This is a genomic window from Mesorhizobium sp. KR1-2 (assembly GCF_040045035.1).
Taxonomy (GTDB): domain Bacteria; phylum Pseudomonadota; class Alphaproteobacteria; order Rhizobiales; family Rhizobiaceae; genus Pseudaminobacter.
The window spans coordinates 288,407-303,904 of record NZ_JBDZDS010000001.1; the positions used below are offsets into that span (position 1 = coordinate 288,407).

12 protein-coding genes are annotated in these 15,498 nt (G+C 65.2%); 7 read left to right on the forward strand and 5 right to left on the reverse strand.

Annotated features, from left to right (window positions below):
- Positions 1-120: 120 nt before the first annotated feature.
- Positions 121-348 (reverse strand): hypothetical protein, encoded by a 228-nt coding sequence (locus tag ABLE85_RS01430; RefSeq protein ID WP_348790905.1) that lies wholly within the window; start codon positions 346-348, stop codon positions 121-123.
- Positions 349-695: 347 nt separating this feature from the next.
- Here ABLE85_RS01430 and ABLE85_RS01435 point away from each other — a divergent pair, with 347 nt between their 5' ends.
- The 5 genes from ABLE85_RS01435 to ABLE85_RS01455 all read left to right on the forward strand — a co-directional run bounded on the left by ABLE85_RS01435 (position 696) and on the right by ABLE85_RS01455 (position 6,988).
- Entirely contained in the window at positions 696-1,871 is a 1,176-nt protein-coding gene (locus tag ABLE85_RS01435; protein ID WP_348790906.1) for a glycosyltransferase family 4 protein, read from the forward strand.
- Positions 1,872-1,978: 107 nt separating this feature from the next.
- The gene (locus ABLE85_RS01440; protein ID WP_348790907.1) at positions 1,979-2,419 is read left to right on the forward strand and encodes a WecB/TagA/CpsF family glycosyltransferase; all 441 of its coding nucleotides are present in this window, start codon (positions 1,979-1,981) and stop codon (positions 2,417-2,419) included.
- Positions 2,420-2,685: 266 nt separating this feature from the next.
- Positions 2,686-4,950 (forward strand): GumC family protein, encoded by a 2,265-nt coding sequence (locus ABLE85_RS01445; protein WP_348790908.1) that lies wholly within the window; start codon positions 2,686-2,688, stop codon positions 4,948-4,950.
- Between the two features lie 112 nt (positions 4,951-5,062).
- Positions 5,063-5,962 (forward strand): bifunctional methylenetetrahydrofolate dehydrogenase/methenyltetrahydrofolate cyclohydrolase FolD, encoded by a 900-nt coding sequence (folD, locus tag ABLE85_RS01450; protein WP_348790909.1) that lies wholly within the window; start codon positions 5,063-5,065, stop codon positions 5,960-5,962.
- 18 nt (positions 5,963-5,980) lie between these two features.
- A complete protein-coding gene (locus tag ABLE85_RS01455; protein WP_348790910.1) occupies positions 5,981-6,988 on the forward strand; it encodes a GlxA family transcriptional regulator in 1,008 nt (335 codons plus the stop codon).
- Between the two features lie 36 nt (positions 6,989-7,024).
- Here ABLE85_RS01455 and ABLE85_RS01460 read toward each other — a convergent pair whose 3' ends face one another.
- From ABLE85_RS01460 to zwf, 4 genes are all read right to left on the reverse strand, one after another.
- Positions 7,025-8,080 carry a sensor domain-containing diguanylate cyclase gene (locus ABLE85_RS01460; protein WP_348790911.1) on the reverse strand — a complete coding sequence of 352 codons (1,056 nt, stop codon included), beginning with the start codon at positions 8,078-8,080 and terminating at the stop codon, positions 7,025-7,027.
- 876 nt (positions 8,081-8,956) lie between these two features.
- Complete coding sequence (gene edd / locus ABLE85_RS01465) at positions 8,957-10,780, reverse strand: phosphogluconate dehydratase (RefSeq protein ID WP_348790912.1); 1,824 nt, start codon at positions 10,778-10,780, stop codon at positions 8,957-8,959.
- A 68-nt stretch (positions 10,781-10,848) separates the two neighbouring features.
- Positions 10,849-11,550, reverse strand: coding sequence for a 6-phosphogluconolactonase (gene pgl, locus ABLE85_RS01470; RefSeq protein ID WP_348790913.1), 702 nt, complete (start codon positions 11,548-11,550; stop codon positions 10,849-10,851).
- Positions 11,551-11,555: 5 nt separating this feature from the next.
- Positions 11,556-13,025 (reverse strand): glucose-6-phosphate dehydrogenase, encoded by a 1,470-nt coding sequence (gene zwf, locus ABLE85_RS01475; protein ID WP_348790914.1) that lies wholly within the window; start codon positions 13,023-13,025, stop codon positions 11,556-11,558.
- A gap of 192 nt (positions 13,026-13,217) precedes the next feature.
- Here zwf and ABLE85_RS01480 point away from each other — a divergent pair, with 192 nt between their 5' ends.
- Complete coding sequence (locus tag ABLE85_RS01480; protein WP_348790915.1) at positions 13,218-14,693, forward strand: aldehyde dehydrogenase family protein; 1,476 nt, start codon at positions 13,218-13,220, stop codon at positions 14,691-14,693.
- Positions 14,694-14,741: 48 nt separating this feature from the next.
- Complete coding sequence (locus tag ABLE85_RS01485) at positions 14,742-15,491, forward strand: SDR family oxidoreductase (RefSeq protein WP_348790916.1); 750 nt, start codon at positions 14,742-14,744, stop codon at positions 15,489-15,491.
- The last annotated feature ends 7 nt before the right edge of the window (positions 15,492-15,498 follow it).

Sequence of the window (15,498 nt, forward strand, 5' to 3'; positions counted from 1 at the left end):
CGCCAGCTGGAGGTTCTGCTTGTTTAAGAGTCGCTTAGATTGGAGGTCAATTGCTTTGAAAACGTCGGCGATTGCTCGCATCCGGCACGTCGCCGGCCAATCAGGCTGTCCTCTAGTGGTCTACTCGAGCCCGCTCACGGCCGCGCAAAGATCCTGCTCCCGTTGATTTTGCGGGTCCTCGCAGGCGTCGCGGATTTTCTGCCGATTGTCTTCGGACATGTCGCGCCAAGCCGCCTTCATGTCTTCGACCGAGCGCATCCTCATGAGATCCTTGTCGGAATAGAGCGGACCGACAACTTCGGGGTCGGCAAGGAAATTCTCTCCATCCGACTCGCCGCTGTAGTCCATGTCTGGCTCCGTGGTCGGCTGTGCGACCGCCCTTGCCTCACCGACTAGGGACGAGGCCAGTGCTATGATCGAAATCATCCGCAAGAGCATGGTGGGATCCACTTAATGGTTTATCTGCATGCAGAGGACGGCCCGTAAACAGGAGGAACCGTGAAAGGTTCCGTCGCTGTGCCGCATCGGCAGCGGCGCTTGCGGAAGTCTCCACCGGAAGCGCTTGCGCATCGGTGCCGTTCCGCTTCAGCGATCGTTCTTGATCGCAACGCACCAGCCGCACGACGAGGGATTTGTCCCTCGTTTAATCAACAGTTCATTGCGTGCTGGTAAGCAAAGAGTCTCGAAGGGCTGTGATGCATCTCTTGTTTGCAACGTCGATCGTGCCGGACGGCACGCTGGGGTCTGGCTACGAGATCGCGAATGCCGCGGTCATCCACGCCTTGCGGCGTGCGGACGTGCGCGTCACCGTCCTGGGCTACACTTGGCCCGACCGGCCGGCCGCTGACCCCGAAAACACCATCGTGCTCGGCGAAGTCGATGTTCGCACCGACGGGGCACCCCTGCACCGCAAACTCGGGTGGCTCGCCGGTGCGATACGCTCCGGGCTGGCCTTCTCGTCGGTCAAGCTGCGCATTGCATCGCCTGAGAGCGTCCGCGAGGCGATCGACGCGGCCGGTCCCTTCGACGCCTACGTGCTGAACTCCGTACAGTTCGCTGGGGCGTATGAAGGTGTGTTCGATGACCGCCCGACGCTTTTCGTCGCGCATAATGTCGAGCACCGCTCGGCCCGGGAATACGCCCTCGCGGCGGCCGGTGCCTTCCAGCGCATCCTCTACCGTCGCGAGTCGCGGCTGCTGAAAGGGCTCGAGGCACGGCTCTGCAGCAGGGCGCGCTTCGTCTTCACGCTCGCCGAAGAGGATCGGGCAGCACTCAGCGTCGGCTCGGATACCAGGTCGGCTGCACTGCCGCTGGTCACCCGCGCCAGCGCGCCCCCGCCACCAGAAGATCGCGCGGTCGAATACGACGCCGCGTTGATCGGTACCTGGACCTGGCAGCCCAACCGTATCGGGCTGGAGTGGTTCCTCAGTGAAGTGGTGACGCATCTTCCGCACGACTTTTCCATCAGGATTGCCGGGCATGTGCCGGCCGGGATGAGCTCGAGCCATCCGGGCGTCAAATTCGTCGGCCACGTGCCGGATGCCGAAAGCTTCGTGCGCGGCGCTTCCGTCATTCCGCTGGTCAGCCGCGCCGGCACCGGCGTGCAACTGAAGACCATCGAGACCTTCGAGCTCGGCTTGCCATCGGTCGCCACCACCAGCGCAGTGCGCGGCATCGACCACCGACCGGAGAACTGTGTCGTGGCCGACGATCCGGTGGCCTTCGCGGCGGCGCTGCAGTTGGCCGCCTCCGGCGCATGCCACGACATTGACGGCGCGGATTTCTATTGGCACCAGCTCGCCGCCCTCGACGAGCGCATCGGACAGGGCCTGCGGGCGTTGGGCCATGCGAGACGGGGAGCGACGGCATGAACATGCGTGCCATGGCGTCAGCTTTCTGGATCGGCTCCCCGAAAAGCATCCTCGGCATCCCGGTGGCCAGCCTCAACCGCGACGAGGCCGTCGGTTGACTGAAGCAAATGCTGGCGGAGCGGCGCTTCACTAAGGTCAGCTTCCTCAATGCTCACAATGCAAACACCGACTGCCGCGACGCCGAGTTCGCGGCCGCGCTCTATGATTTCCTAATTCTGCCCGACGGCATCGGCGTCGACATTGCCTCGAAGCTGCTCTACGGCGCGCCGTTTCCCGCAAACCTCAACGGCACCGACCTCATTCCAGGCTTCCTGCAGGCATCGGCCGAGCAGCATACCGTTGGCCTCGTCGGCACTACGCGCGAGAATGCCGAGACAGCGGCCAAAACGCTGTCGGCGCTCGCGGGGCAGCACCGCTTCGCGGTCATCCATGACGGCTTCTCCACGGTGCGGCCGAGTCGGAAATCCTTGAGTGGATTCGGCAGCTGCGCCCTGACATCTTGCTGGTCGCCATGGCCATGCCGCGCGCCGCTCTGGATGCGCCGGTAGCGGCTGGAAGGGGTGTTCCGGTTGATGATAGAGCCGCGCTTTCGAGAGCATGTCGCTGGCCTGGCTCATAGTGTCGGTTCGACCCTGGCGCGAAAGCTTAATGTGCGGCTCCGACGAGATTCTTTAGACGCTTCAAAGAATTGCTGCTGGGAAAAGCGGTTGTTCGTCTCATGCCCTGTTAACAGTTTGTTTCCCATGAGCATTTAGCTTGGCTTAACGATGGCGGGACCGCCCGCAATGTTCCGTTCGAGAAGCGCGCCGCCAGCATGTTTGAGACTGAAAATCGCGACGACCGGAAGCATTCGCTTCCTGCGTATGCGCGCGACGGTCGCGAGCATGATGCCGTGCCGCGTGCCGGCTCGTTGCTGGGACTGGTACCGGCCGACGACATGCGGGACGATGCGCTGGAGCGCCATCGCGCTGCGCGCTCCCGACGGGAGGAGCGGCTTCGGCGCGAGGCGGAGGCCTCCTTGGCTGCTGCGGCCGAAATAGCCGCATCTTCGGTGGCTCCTCAGCAGGCCTCTTCGCAGATAGCAGATAACCCCCGCCCGAACTTCCGCGCAAAAATCTCCGCCTGGCTTTCCAATTTGAAGCGAGAGGCCGGAGCGTCCGCCAGCGAACGCGGCAATGTTGCCGAGGAGGCCGAACAGAGGCTTTCCGCCGCCCAGGCCACGCCGCTTTCCGATAAGGCCGTCGACGAGCTTTGCGATTTCGGCGAGATCGACGACAGGCAGTGGCAGCCGCTCAACGACCCGATGAAGGTCATCGGCGGTATCACGCGTTCCAAGATGCTGATCGTGCTCTGCACCGTTGTGGGCGCGCTGCTCGGTATCGCGGTGGCTCTTTCGACACCCAAGAAATACGAGGCGGCGACAGAACTCCTGATCGACCCGCACGACCTCAAGTTGGTTGTCCGCGACCTCACCCAGACCGGCTTTTCCAACGAAGCCACGCTCGCCATCGTGGAAAACCAGGTCCGTGTCATCACCTCGGGCACGGTGCTCAACAAGGTGGTGGACCAACTGCATCTCGACGACGATCCCGAGTTCAACAGTCAGGGCGGCGGGCTGGGGGTGCGTTCGTTGTTCTCCAGCGGCGACGGCGCCGACGATCCGGCCCGGCGCCGCGCACTTGCCGTCAACCGTCTCGCCGCCAGCCTTTCGGTCGAGCGCGGCGGCAAGACCTTCGTGGTCGTGATCGCCGTGAAGACACGGGACGGCGAGAAGTCGGCTCTCATTGCCAACACCATGGCGGACGTGTTCCTCAAGACCTATAGCGAGCTCCAGTCCGACACCGCCAGCCGTGCGACGGAAGAGCTCACCGCTCGCCTCGCGGAGCTGCGCAGCAGCGTCGAGACGGCTGAGCGCAAGGTCGAAACCTTCAAGGCCGAGCACGACATCATCGATCCGCAAGGCCGCCTGATCACCGACGACGAGCTGATGAAGCTCAACGATCAACTGTCGGTCGCCCGAGCTCGCACGCTGGAGCTCAACGGCAAGGCAGCGTCGGCCAAGTCGGCCGATGTCGATGCGGTTGTCGGCGGTGCGTTGCCTGAGGCGCTGACCTCACCGACGATGACGGAGCTGCGCACGCAATATGCGATTCTGAAAGGGGAACTCGACAAGCTCGCCGTCAAGCTCGGGCCCCGCCACCCTCAGCTCCAGGCCGTCCAGGCCCAGCTCGCCGGTGCACGCGACCAGATCGCCGCCAAGCTGCGCCGCATCGCCTCGTCCGTGCAGACGGAGCTGAAGCGCTCGGCTCAGCTGGAGGAGGAGCTTTCCTCGCGTCTCGCCCAGCTCAAGGTCCGCCAGGGCGATGTCAGTCGCGACATGGTGGAGTTGGGCGAGCTGGAGCGCGTGGCGACGGCCAAGCGCGCCGTCTACGAGGCTTTCCTGCTGCGCGCGCGAGAAACCGGCGAGCAGCGGGATATCAACACGGCCAATATGAGCGTCATCTCGGTGGCTTATCCCCCGCCGACCGCGACCGGCCCGTCGCGCTCGACGATTGCGATGGCAGGCACCATGCTGGGCCTTTTCGCCGGGATCGGGATCGGCGGCCTGCGCGGTGCCTGTGAGAGTCTGCGCGACACCGCCCGGCAGCGCCGCCGCCGATGCGTGACGGCGCGGCGTGATGTTCCGTTGGCCACGCCTCCGTCCGGAAACGGGCCGGAAGACAGCCCTACCGCCCCCGGCGGTGACCGTGCACGCCGACTGGAGGCGCTGCAAGACCGTGGCCAGCCGCGGTTCCAGACCGTACCGCAGGAGAGGGGACATCGGTCGGAGGCGTTTGCGCCGGAAGATGCGGAGCAGGCGCTGCCGAACGAGCCATCCGTCTCGAAGGCGCATTCCTATCCGCCATACTGGCCGGCCGAACCGATCCCCGGCCAGGTCCCGGCCGAGCGAGCTGCAGCCGATGGCGAGCGTCCGGAGGCTCCTGAAACGTCCATCGACGACATCCGCGCCAGCCTGCGCGACTTCGGCCATCGGGTGGAGGGTCTTGCAGAAGCCCGTATCCGACGCCGATATTTCTGAGACTTATTGTCCCGATTGCGGCTTCGCGGCATGCGACGGCGCATTGACGGGATTGCGTCGCGGTTTTTTCGTGACTATGCCTTGCACTTAGTGCTGACGCCAGGGAAGACACATGACTGAAATTATCGACGGAAAGATCGTAGCCGAAGATGTCGTGGAGACGGTGAAGCGTTTCACGGCCGAGCTGTCGGAGAAACATGGCGTCCAGCCCGGATTGGCCGTTGTGATCGTCGGCGAGGATCCGGCAAGCCAGGTCTACGTGTCCTCCAAGGGCAAGAAGGCGAAGGAGTGCGGCTTCCTCTCGATCCAGCACACGCTGCCGGCCGACACGAGCGAAGCCGATCTGCTCAAGCTCATCGGCCAGCTCAACGCTGACGCGACCGTCCACGGCATCCTCGTGCAGCTGCCGCTGCCCGACCACATCGATTCCGGAAAAGTCATCCAGACCATCGCGCCGCAGAAGGATGTCGACGGCTTCAGCTTCATCAATGTCGGCAAGCTCGGCACCGGCGAGGTCGATAGCGCATTCGTGCCCTGCACGCCGGCTGGCTCGATGCTGCTCATCGAGCGCGTGCGCGGCAAGGACCTGTCGGGCCTCAATGCCGTCGTCGTCGGCCGCTCCAATATCGTCGGCAAGCCCATGGCCAACCTGCTCCTGGCCGCCAACTGCACCGTCACGGTCGCGCACAGCCGCACCAAGGACCTGCCCACGCTGGCCCGCACCGCCGACATCCTGGTCGCGGCCGTCGGCCGTCCGGAAATGATCAAGGGCGACTGGGTCAAGCCCGGAGCCACTGTCATCGATGTGGGCATCAACCGCATTCCGGCGCCTGAAAAGGGCGAGGGCAAGTCGCGGCTGGTCGGCGACGTCGATTTCGACAGCGCGCACAAGGCCGCTGGCGCCATCACCCCGGTGCCGGGCGGCGTCGGTCCGATGACCATCGCCATGCTGATGGCCAACACGCTGGTTTCGGCAAGCCGCGCCGCTGGCGTCGAGCCGCCGGCCTTCTGACCTCAGCCAGAGCCCGGAATGCCGGCCTTGCCGCAGCAACCCGTCCCGGTGGAGATGCAGCTCTTGCCCGACGGCGTGCAAGGGGGCCGGCAATTCGCATTCCTGTTGGTCGACAAGTTCCCGATGTTCTCGCTGGCTGCGGCCATCGACACGGTACGCTCGGCCAACCGGCTTCTCGGCCATAACTTTTATGGCTGGACGACTGTCTCGGCCGACGGCGAGGCGGTCACCGCCTCCAACGGCCTGTCGCTGAAGGTCGGCTACAGCGTGGCCGACCTCCCGCAGGTGGATATCCTGTTCGTCTGCGTGGGGCTCACCACCGAATTTCCGGGGAAGAGCAAGGTGCTGGCCGCCCTGCGCAGCTGGGGCCGGCGCGGCGGCGCCCTCGGCGCGCTCTCGGCCGGCTCCTACCTGCTGGCCGAGGCCGGCCAGCTCGACGGCTGTCGCTGCACCATCCACTGGGAAAACCGCGCCGGCTTCAGCGAGCGCTTTCCCGACATCCAGTGCACCGGCAACGTCTTCGAGATCGATCGCAAGCGCTACACCTGTGCCGGCGGCACGACGTCCATCGACCTAATGCTGGAGATCGTGCGCGGAGACCTGGGCCCCAATCTCGCGAACGGCGTCGCCAACCAGTTCCAGCATGAACGCATCCGCTCGGCCACTGACCGCCAGCGCGTCGGGCCGGAGCGCGACCTGACCGGCAAGTCGGAGAAGCTGCGCAAGATCGTGGAGCTCATGGCCGACAATCTGGACGAGCCGTTCTCGGCGCTGCAGCTTGCCAAGACGGCCGGGCTCTCCGTTCGTCAGGTCGAGCGGCTGTTTCTGCGCCATCTCAACGTCACGCCGGGGCGCTACTACATGCGGCTCAGGCTCGAGCGGGCGCGCGAGCTGCTGCGCCAGACCAATATGCCCATCCTCGACGTGGCGATCGCGACCGGCTTCACCTCGCATTCCTATTTCGCCCAGAGCTACCGCCTGCAATTCGGCCGGCCGCCCTCGGAAGAGCGGCGCACGACCTATTAGGTATCCGGCAAAGCGAGCGCGCTTGACGACCGCATCTCAGACCGCGTTCGACATCGTCCTGTCGAAAAACACGTAACGGTCCCGGCCGCGGGCCTTCGCCGTGTAGAGTGCTGCGTCCACGTTTCGCGTCAATTCCTCGCGCGACGCCGCATCGCGAGGGGCGACTGCAACCCCGATGCTCGCACGTGCCTGGATTATCTTGCCCTCGATCTGGAACGGCTCCCTGAAAACCTGGATGAGCCGCTCGGCCACCGATTCCAGGACGCGCACGCTCGAGGGCGCATGTAGAAAGAGCGCGAACTCGTCCCCGCCGAGGCGGATCGGCGTGTCGTCCGCACGGATCACCGACCGGATGCGCCGGGCTGCTTCGACGAGCACAGCATCTCCCACGGGATGACCGTGCTGGTCATTGATCTTCTTGAAGCCGTCGAGGTCCATGTAGAGGACGCCGATCTCCCTGTTTTCCGCGATCGCTGCTGTGATCGCTCCGTCCACGATGGATGTGATCGCCTTGCGATTGTAGAACCCGGTCAGCGGGTCCGTCATCGCCGCGGTCTTCAGGGCGGTTTCCTCAAGACCGAGCAGGATGTTGGAGCGCTCGAGGCGCAGAAGCCCTCCCGCGACAGTGCCGAAATTGCGAAGCGTCTCCATCTCCTGCGCGCTGAGCCGCCTGGGTGCGGTATCCAGCACGCAAAGTGCGCCGACGGTCAGTCCCGGTTCGAGCTCTATCGGCGTTCCGGCATAAAAGCGGAACTGCGGGTCGCCTTCCACGTAGGGCAGGGTCCGAAATGCTTCGTCTTCCGTGAGATCGGGTACCACGAAGCAGTGTCCTGTCCGCACGACGTGGGTGCACATCGATTGCTCGCGCGAGCACGCCACCACCTCAAGCCCGGCGCTCGCCGCGATGTGCTGCCAATCCTCGTCGACGATGGTTACGGCCGCCATGGGAGTCTGGAAGACCATCCTGGCCAGGGTGGTCAGCGCGTCCAGCTCGGGGGTTGATTGAACCTGGGAGGGCATCAAGGACCTGACCGCCGCCAAGCGCTCGATCTCGTTCGCGGGTACGTCGTTGTAATGGCTGGCTGTCGTCATCGGGTGGCCTCCTTCCTCGCGTCGTGTCCCCGGACTCCTGGAGACGAAAATGCAAGGTCCAGCCACCCCCACCCCGAGCGGACCATCGGAATCAATGCAGTGCATTGGTCTGGATGAGTTAGCCGCTGGCGTGCGCAATGCCAATAGTGCCTGAGGGAGGCGCTTTCGCGCTTCATCGTCGCCACGCCCGGTTTTCACCGTCTGGCCATTTCAAAGAACTGGGAAGACGGGCGGTCGTCGGACACGCTCATCTAAGTTTTATCTGCGGCCCTTCGACCGCCCGTTCGATGCTCTTGCCCCCGCTCAGTCGCCTCCACATTCGCGTGGCCAGCCGCCGCCAAGGCCCGGGCTTGGGGGCTCATCACCCAGTGACGCTGGCGCCAATCGCCAGCGCCGAGGGATTACCGGGTACCTTGATCCCAGCTTATTCAAGGTTGCTGGAGACGGCTTTGAAGGGATGCCGCAGCCTTTCATCCCGTCGTCCTCGGGCCGGAGCACGAGCGCAGCGAAGTGCGGAGGTTCCGGGGACCCAAGCCTCGGACTCTCAACCGGCTGTCCAGGGCAGGTTTCGTGTCAGCAAACTATCCCGGGTAAGACGGCCCGGCTTTGATCCGCGGCTTTTCCAAGCGTCATCCCGGCCAGCGATTTGCGCGGATCGACCTGCACCGCTGCGGCAGTTTTGGCCGACCGGCATGGGTCCCCGGAACCTCCGCACTTCGCTATCGCTCGTGCTCCGGCCCGAGGATGACGGGGTGGGACGGCCGGCGTCAATCGCCAGCGCGGCGGTATCCCCGGAACCTCCGCACGTCGCCGTGCTCCGGCCCCAGGGATGACGGGGTAGGGCGATCGACCGCACGCAGGTGATGGACCGGAAGCTTATCCCAATCCGAACGACCGGGCGCCTTCATCCGCGCGGCCGGCCATCTGGCGGAAGCCGGCAAACAATTCGCGGCCAAAGCCGTACTCGTTTTCGGTGAGGTCGATCAGCGGCACCTTGCGCGCCTTCAGCTCGGCTTCGGGGACGAAGACCTCCAGCGTGCCGTTTTCCGCGTCGAGGCGGACGATGTCGCCGTCGAGGATCTTGCCGATGGCGCCGCCCTCCAACGCCTCGGGCGTCACGTGGATCGCCGCCGGCACCTTGCCGGATGCGCCCGACATGCGGCCGTCGGTGACCAGCGCGACCTTGTGGCCGCGATCCTGCAATATGCCGAGGATGGTGGTGAGCTTGTGCAGTTCCGGCATGCCGTTGGCGCGCGGGCCCTGGAAGCGGATGACGGCGACGAAGTCGCGGTCGAGCTGGCCGGCCTTGAAGGCGTCGTTCAGCGCCTGCTGGCTGTCCAGCACCACCGCCGGCGCCTCGATGAAGCGACGCTCGGGCTTCACGGCCGAGGTCTTGATGACGGCGTGGCCGACATTGCCGGAAAGCACCTTCAGGCCGCCGGAATGCTGGAACGCCTTGGCGAATGGCGCAAGCACCTTCTCGTCGCCGCTCTGCTTCGGCGCGGCCTCGCGCTGCACCGTGCCGTCGGCACCGAGCTTTGCCTCCACCGCATAGGGGCGCAGGCCTTCGCCCCACACGGTCTGCACGTCCTCGTGCAGCAGGCCGGCATCCAGCAGTTCGCGGATGAGGAAGCCCATGCCACCGGCGGCGTGGAAGTGGTTCACGTCGGCAAGGCCGTTCGGATAGACCCGCGCCAGAAGCGGCGTTGCGTCGGACAGGTCGGAAATGTCCTGCCAGGTCAGGCGGATGCCGGCCGCGGCGGCCATGGCGATCAGGTGGATGGTGTGGTTGGTCGAGCCGCCCGTCGCATGCAGCCCGACCACGCCGTTGACGATGGAGCGCTCGTCGATCATGCGGCCCGCCGGCGTGTAGGCATTGCCGAGCGCGGTGATGGCCAGCGCGCGCTTCGCCGCTTCCTTCGTCAGCGCGTCGCGTAGCGGCGTGCCGGGATTGACGAAGGAGGCGCCGGGCGTATGCAGGCCCATGATCTCCATCAGCATCTGATTGGAATTGGCCGTGCCGTAGAAGGTGCAGGTGCCGGGGCCGTGGTAGGACTTTGACTCGGCCTCCAGCAATTCGGCGCGACTGACCTTGCCCTCGGCATAGAGCTGCCGGATTTTTGCTTTCTCGTCATTGGGCAGGCCCGACGTCATCGGCCCGGCCGGAATGAACACGGCCGGCAGGTGGCCGAAGGAGAGCGCGGCGATCACCAGCCCCGGCACGATCTTGTCACACACGCCGAGGAAGACGGCGGCGTCGAACATGTTGTGGCTGAGCCCCACGGCCGCCGCCATGGCAATGATGTCGCGCGAGAACAGCGACAGCTCCATGCCCGGCTGGCCCTGGGTGACGCCGTCGCACATGGCCGGCACGCCACCCGCCACCTGGGCGATGCCGCCCACCTCGCGCGCCGCCTGCTTGATGAGCTGCGGATAGGTCTCGAAGGGCTGATGCGCCGACAGCATGTCGTTGTAGGAGGTGATGATGCCGAGGTTCGGCACCGTCTCGCCGCTGAGGGCTGCCTTCTCGCCAGGCGCGCAGGCGGCAAAGCCGTGGGCGAGGTTTCCGCAGGACAGAACCGCCCGGTTGGCGCTGCGGCTGGCGGCCTGCGCGATGCGCTCGAGGTAGAGTTCGCGCGAGGCCCGCGAGCGCTCGCGAATCCGCTCGGTAATGGCTTCGATGTCGCTTCTGGCGGTCATGACGGTCGGTCCTTTGTGGGGCGGCCCCGTAAGCGCTGGGAGGATGCGCTTTGCGGAAGCCGGATGGATTACGGCGCCCAGAAGATCTGCACGGGCACCCTTGCATGGTCGAAGACCGCGCGCACCGGCAGATGCGGCGAGCCGTCGAGGGCAGCCTCCAGCACGCGGCGCTTTTCGGCGCCTTCGATGTGGAGGGCGATGAAGCCGGCCGAAGTGATGCGCGGCAGCGTCAAGGTCAGGCGCGGCTCGATGCCGCTCGGCGCATGGACGGGCAGCACATTGGCCTGCGTATGCGGGTCGAGAAGTGCGGGCAGATCGTCGGCGTCAGGAAAGAAGGAGGCGGTGTGGCCGTCCGTGCCCATGCCGAGGATGACGGCATCCAGCGTCAAGGCGTTGCGTCCGATCGCTTCGTCGGCGCGCTCGGCCGCTGTGGCGATGTCGTCGGCCGCTGAGTAGAGGCCGATGAATTCGGCCGCGGCCGCTTCGTTCCGTAGCAGGTTGGCGGCCACCAGCCCGGCATTGGAACGCGGCGAATCCGGCGGCACGAAGCGCTCGTCCACCAGCGTCACGATCACCTTGGCCCAGTCGATCTTTTCGCGCGACAGCGTGCGGAAGAACAGGCCGGGCGTGGTGCCGCCCGAAACGGCGAGCGTAGCCTTGTCCCGCGCGGCGATGGCGTCGGCCAGCACCCGGGCCACCGTGCCGGCAAAAGCCGACGCCAGTGCCTCGGACGAGGTGAATTCGTGCCAGCTGCGGGCGGCCTTGTCCATGTCGCTCAGCTCTCGTGCCAGGTGCGGCCGTCGCGCTCGATCAACGCGATCGAGGCCGAGGGTCCCCAGGTGCCGGCGGTATAGCCTTGCGTTTCCTGGCGGATGTCCTCCCAGGAGGTGAGGATGGGGTCGATCCACTTCCACGCCGCCTCGACTTCGTCGCGGCGCATGAACAGGGTCTGGTTGCCGCGGATCACGTCCATGATCAGCCGCTCATAGGCGTCCGGATTGCGCTCCTGAAAACTCTCGGCAAAGCTCATGTCGAGCGGAACGTTTCGCAGGCGCATGCCGCCAGGGCCGGGGTCCTTGATCATGATCCACTGCTTGACGCCTTCGTCCGGCTGCAGGCGGATCACCAGCTGGTTGGCGGTGATGTTGCCGGCGCTGTCCTCGAAGATCGAGTGGGGGATCGGCTTGAACTCGATGACGATCTCCGACACGCGCGATGCCAGCCGCTTGCCGGTACGCAGATAGAAGGGAACACCCGCCCAGCGCCAGTTGGCGATCTCGGCCTTGAGCGCGACGAAGGTCTCGGTGTTGCTTTCGCCCTTGCCGAGTTCGTCGATATAGCCGGTGACGGGTCCGTTCGCCGATGCGCCGGCGCGGTATTGCCCGCGGACGGTGAGCTTCGGCGTTTCGTTGCCGTTGATGTGCTTGAGCGCATGCAGAACCTTCAGCTTCTCGTCGCGGAGGGCGTCGGCCTCCATCGAGGCTGGCGCTTCCATGGCGACGAGGCAGAGCAGCTGCAGCATGTGGTTCTGCACCATGTCCCGCAGCGCGCCGGCCTTGTCGTAATAGGTGACGCGGTCTTCCAGGCCCACCGTCTCGGCGACGGTGATCTGGACATGGTCGATATGGGCCGAGTTCCACAGCGGCTCGTAGAGTGCATTGGCGAAGCGCAGCGCCATCAGGTTCTGCACAGTCTCCTTGCCGAGATAGTGGTCGATGCGGAAGATCTGCTGCTCGGAAAAGACCTTGGCGAGCTGGTCGTTGAGCGCGCGCGCCGAGGCGAGGTCGCGGCCGATCGGCTTTTCCATGACGATGCGCGACTTCGGCGTCACCAGCCCCACTTCCTGCAGATGCTTGGCGATGTCGCCAAACAGGGCCGGCGCAACCGCCAGATAGAAGGCGCGTATGCTCTTGCTGTCGTCGACGGCCTTCTTCAGAGTGTCGAAGCCATCTCCAGACACCGCATTGACCACGACATAGCTGAGGCGCTTGAGAAAGGCCTCAAGCTGTTCATCGTCGATCTCGTCGGGCTTCACATGCTCCATAATCGCCTTGCGGGCGAAGGCGCGGTAGTCGTCATTGGACAGCTGGGCGCGCGAGGCACCGATGATGCGCGTCGGATCCGAGAGCTGGCGGGCGCGCTGGCGCTGGTAGAGGGCCGGCAGGAGCTTGCGCTCGGCAAGGTCGCCCGTGCCTCCGAAAACGATGAGGTCGAAAGGTTCGACGGGGATGATCTGACTGGTCATTCTCTATTCCGGGTCGCGACGCAGGTGGTTCTGCCTCTATTAATCTAATCGATTTAAAATTACCAGAGCCAGACTGTCACAGCTTCGACCTTGACACTGGTCCAACCCGTGTTTCTGTGCACAGGCAATAGTGCCTGGCGGGTCGACCGGCGCAACATGATACAGCGGGTCCAGGATCCAGAGGAGGTGGCCATGGGTACGCATCTTTCCACAACCGTGGCGGAGGGCCGCGCCTTCATGCAACTCATCGACGGCAGACAGGTCGACGCGTTGTCCGGTGAACGGATAGATGTGTTTTGCCCGTCGGACGGCAAGGTATTCGCGTCTATTCCTGCCGCCGGCAAGGCCGATATCGACTTGGCCGTGCAGGCCGCACGCCGGGCTTTCGAGGAAGGTCCATGGAGCCGCATGCCCGCCGTCGAGCGCGGGCGCTGCCTGACCCGGCTATTCCAGCTGGTGGAGAAGAATGGCGACGAGCTGGCAGCACTTGAATCGCGCGACACCGGCAAGCCGATCCGCCAGGGCAAGGCCGACGTTGCCGGCGCGATGCGCTACTACGAATTTTACGGCGGCGCCGGCGACAAGATCCACGGCGACACCATCCCCTTTCTCGACGGCTACACGGCGCTGACTCTGCGCGAGCCGCATGGCGTGGTGGCCGGCATCATTCCGTGGAACTATCCGCTGCAGATCCTGGCGCGCGTGGTGGGCGCCGCGCTCGCGATGGGCAACACGCTGGTGGTCAAGCCAGCCGAGGACGCCTCGCTGACCACGATCCGCATTGCCGAACTGGCGCTGGAGGCGGGGTTTCCGGCCGGGGTGTTCAATGTGGTCACCGGCTATGGCCGAGAGGCCGGCGCGGCGCTTTCAGCCCATCCGCTGGTCGACTACGTCACCTTCACCGGCTCGACGCTCACCGGCACGGCCATCCAGCAGGCCGCGGCGATCAACAATCGCGGCGTCACTATGGAGTTGGGGGGCAAGTCGCCGCAGATCGTCTTCGCCGATGCCGATGTGGAGGCGGCGCTGCCGGTGCTGGTCAATGCAATCATCCAGAATGGCGGCCAGACCTGCTCGGCCGGCAGCCGCGTGCTGGTCGAAAGGCCGATCTATGAGCGGGTCGCGGCAGCGCTGGCCGAACGCTTCTCGAAACTGGTCGCCGGCCCCCATGATGCGGATCTCGACCTCGGCGCGCTGATCAATCCGAGGCAGAAGGAAAAGATCGCCGGAATGGTCGCTGCCGCGGAAGAGGCTGGCATTCCGGTGCTGGCGTGCGGCTCGATCCAGCCCGATGCGCCGGCCGGCGGATACTATCAGGAGCCGGTGCTGTTCGGTTCGGTCGACCCGATGGCCGCGATCGCCCGCGAGGAAATCTTCGGCCCGGTGCTGACCCTGTTCCCGTTCGAGGGCGAGGAGGAGGCCATCAGGCTCGCCAACGGCACCGAGTTCGGTCTGGTGGCAGGCGTCTGGACGAAGGACGGCGCCCGCCAGCACCGCGTTGCCAAGCGCGTGCGCGCGGGCCAGGTCTTCGTTAACGGCTATGGCGCGGGCGGCGGCATCGAACTGCCTTTCGGCGGCTTCAAGAAGTCCGGTCACGGCCGCGAAAAGGGTTTTGAAGCGCTCTACGACATGTCGGCGACCAAGACGATCGTCTTCAATCACGGATGACGCCTGGCGCGGTCACAGAAGCTGCCGCCACAAGCATGAGGAGCAGGAATGGCACGTCTGAAGGATAAGGTAGCGGTCATTACGGGAGCGGCCTCCGGCTTCGGAGAGGGTATGGCGAAACGCTTCGCCGAAGAGGGCGCGAAGGTCGTGGTGGCAGACCTGAACGCCAAGGGAGCCGAACGCGTGGCCGGTGAAATCGGCAAGGCGGCGATTGCGGTGCAGACCGACGTGTCGCAGCGTTCCGAGTTCGACGAACTGATCGAGGTGACGATGAGCGGTTTCGGCCGCATCGACGTCATGGTCAACAACGCCGGCTATACCCACCGCAACGGCGATATGCTGGCGGTGGACGAGGAGGTGTTCGACCTGATCACGGCGGTCAACATGAAGGCGATCTACCATGCCGCCCGGTCCGTGGTGCCGATCATGGAGGCTCAGGGCGGCGGCTCGATCATCACCACCGCCTCGACCGCCGGCCTGCGCCCGCGCCCGGGGCTAACCTGGTACAACGCCTCGAAAGGCTGGGCGATCACGGCCACCAAGTCCATGGCGGTGGAGCTGGCGCCGAAGAACATCCGCGTCAATTGCCTGTGCCCGGTGGCGGGTGAAACCGGCATGCTGGCCCAGTTCATGGGCGAGGACACCCCGCAAATGCGTGCCAAATTCCGGGCCTCGATCCCGCTCGGACGGCTCTCGACGCCGCTCGACATCGCCAACGCCGCGTTGTGGCTCGCTTCCGACGAGGCTGCCTTTATTACCGGCGTGGCGCTGGAGGTGGACGGCGGCCGCTGCATCTGAGAAGTGC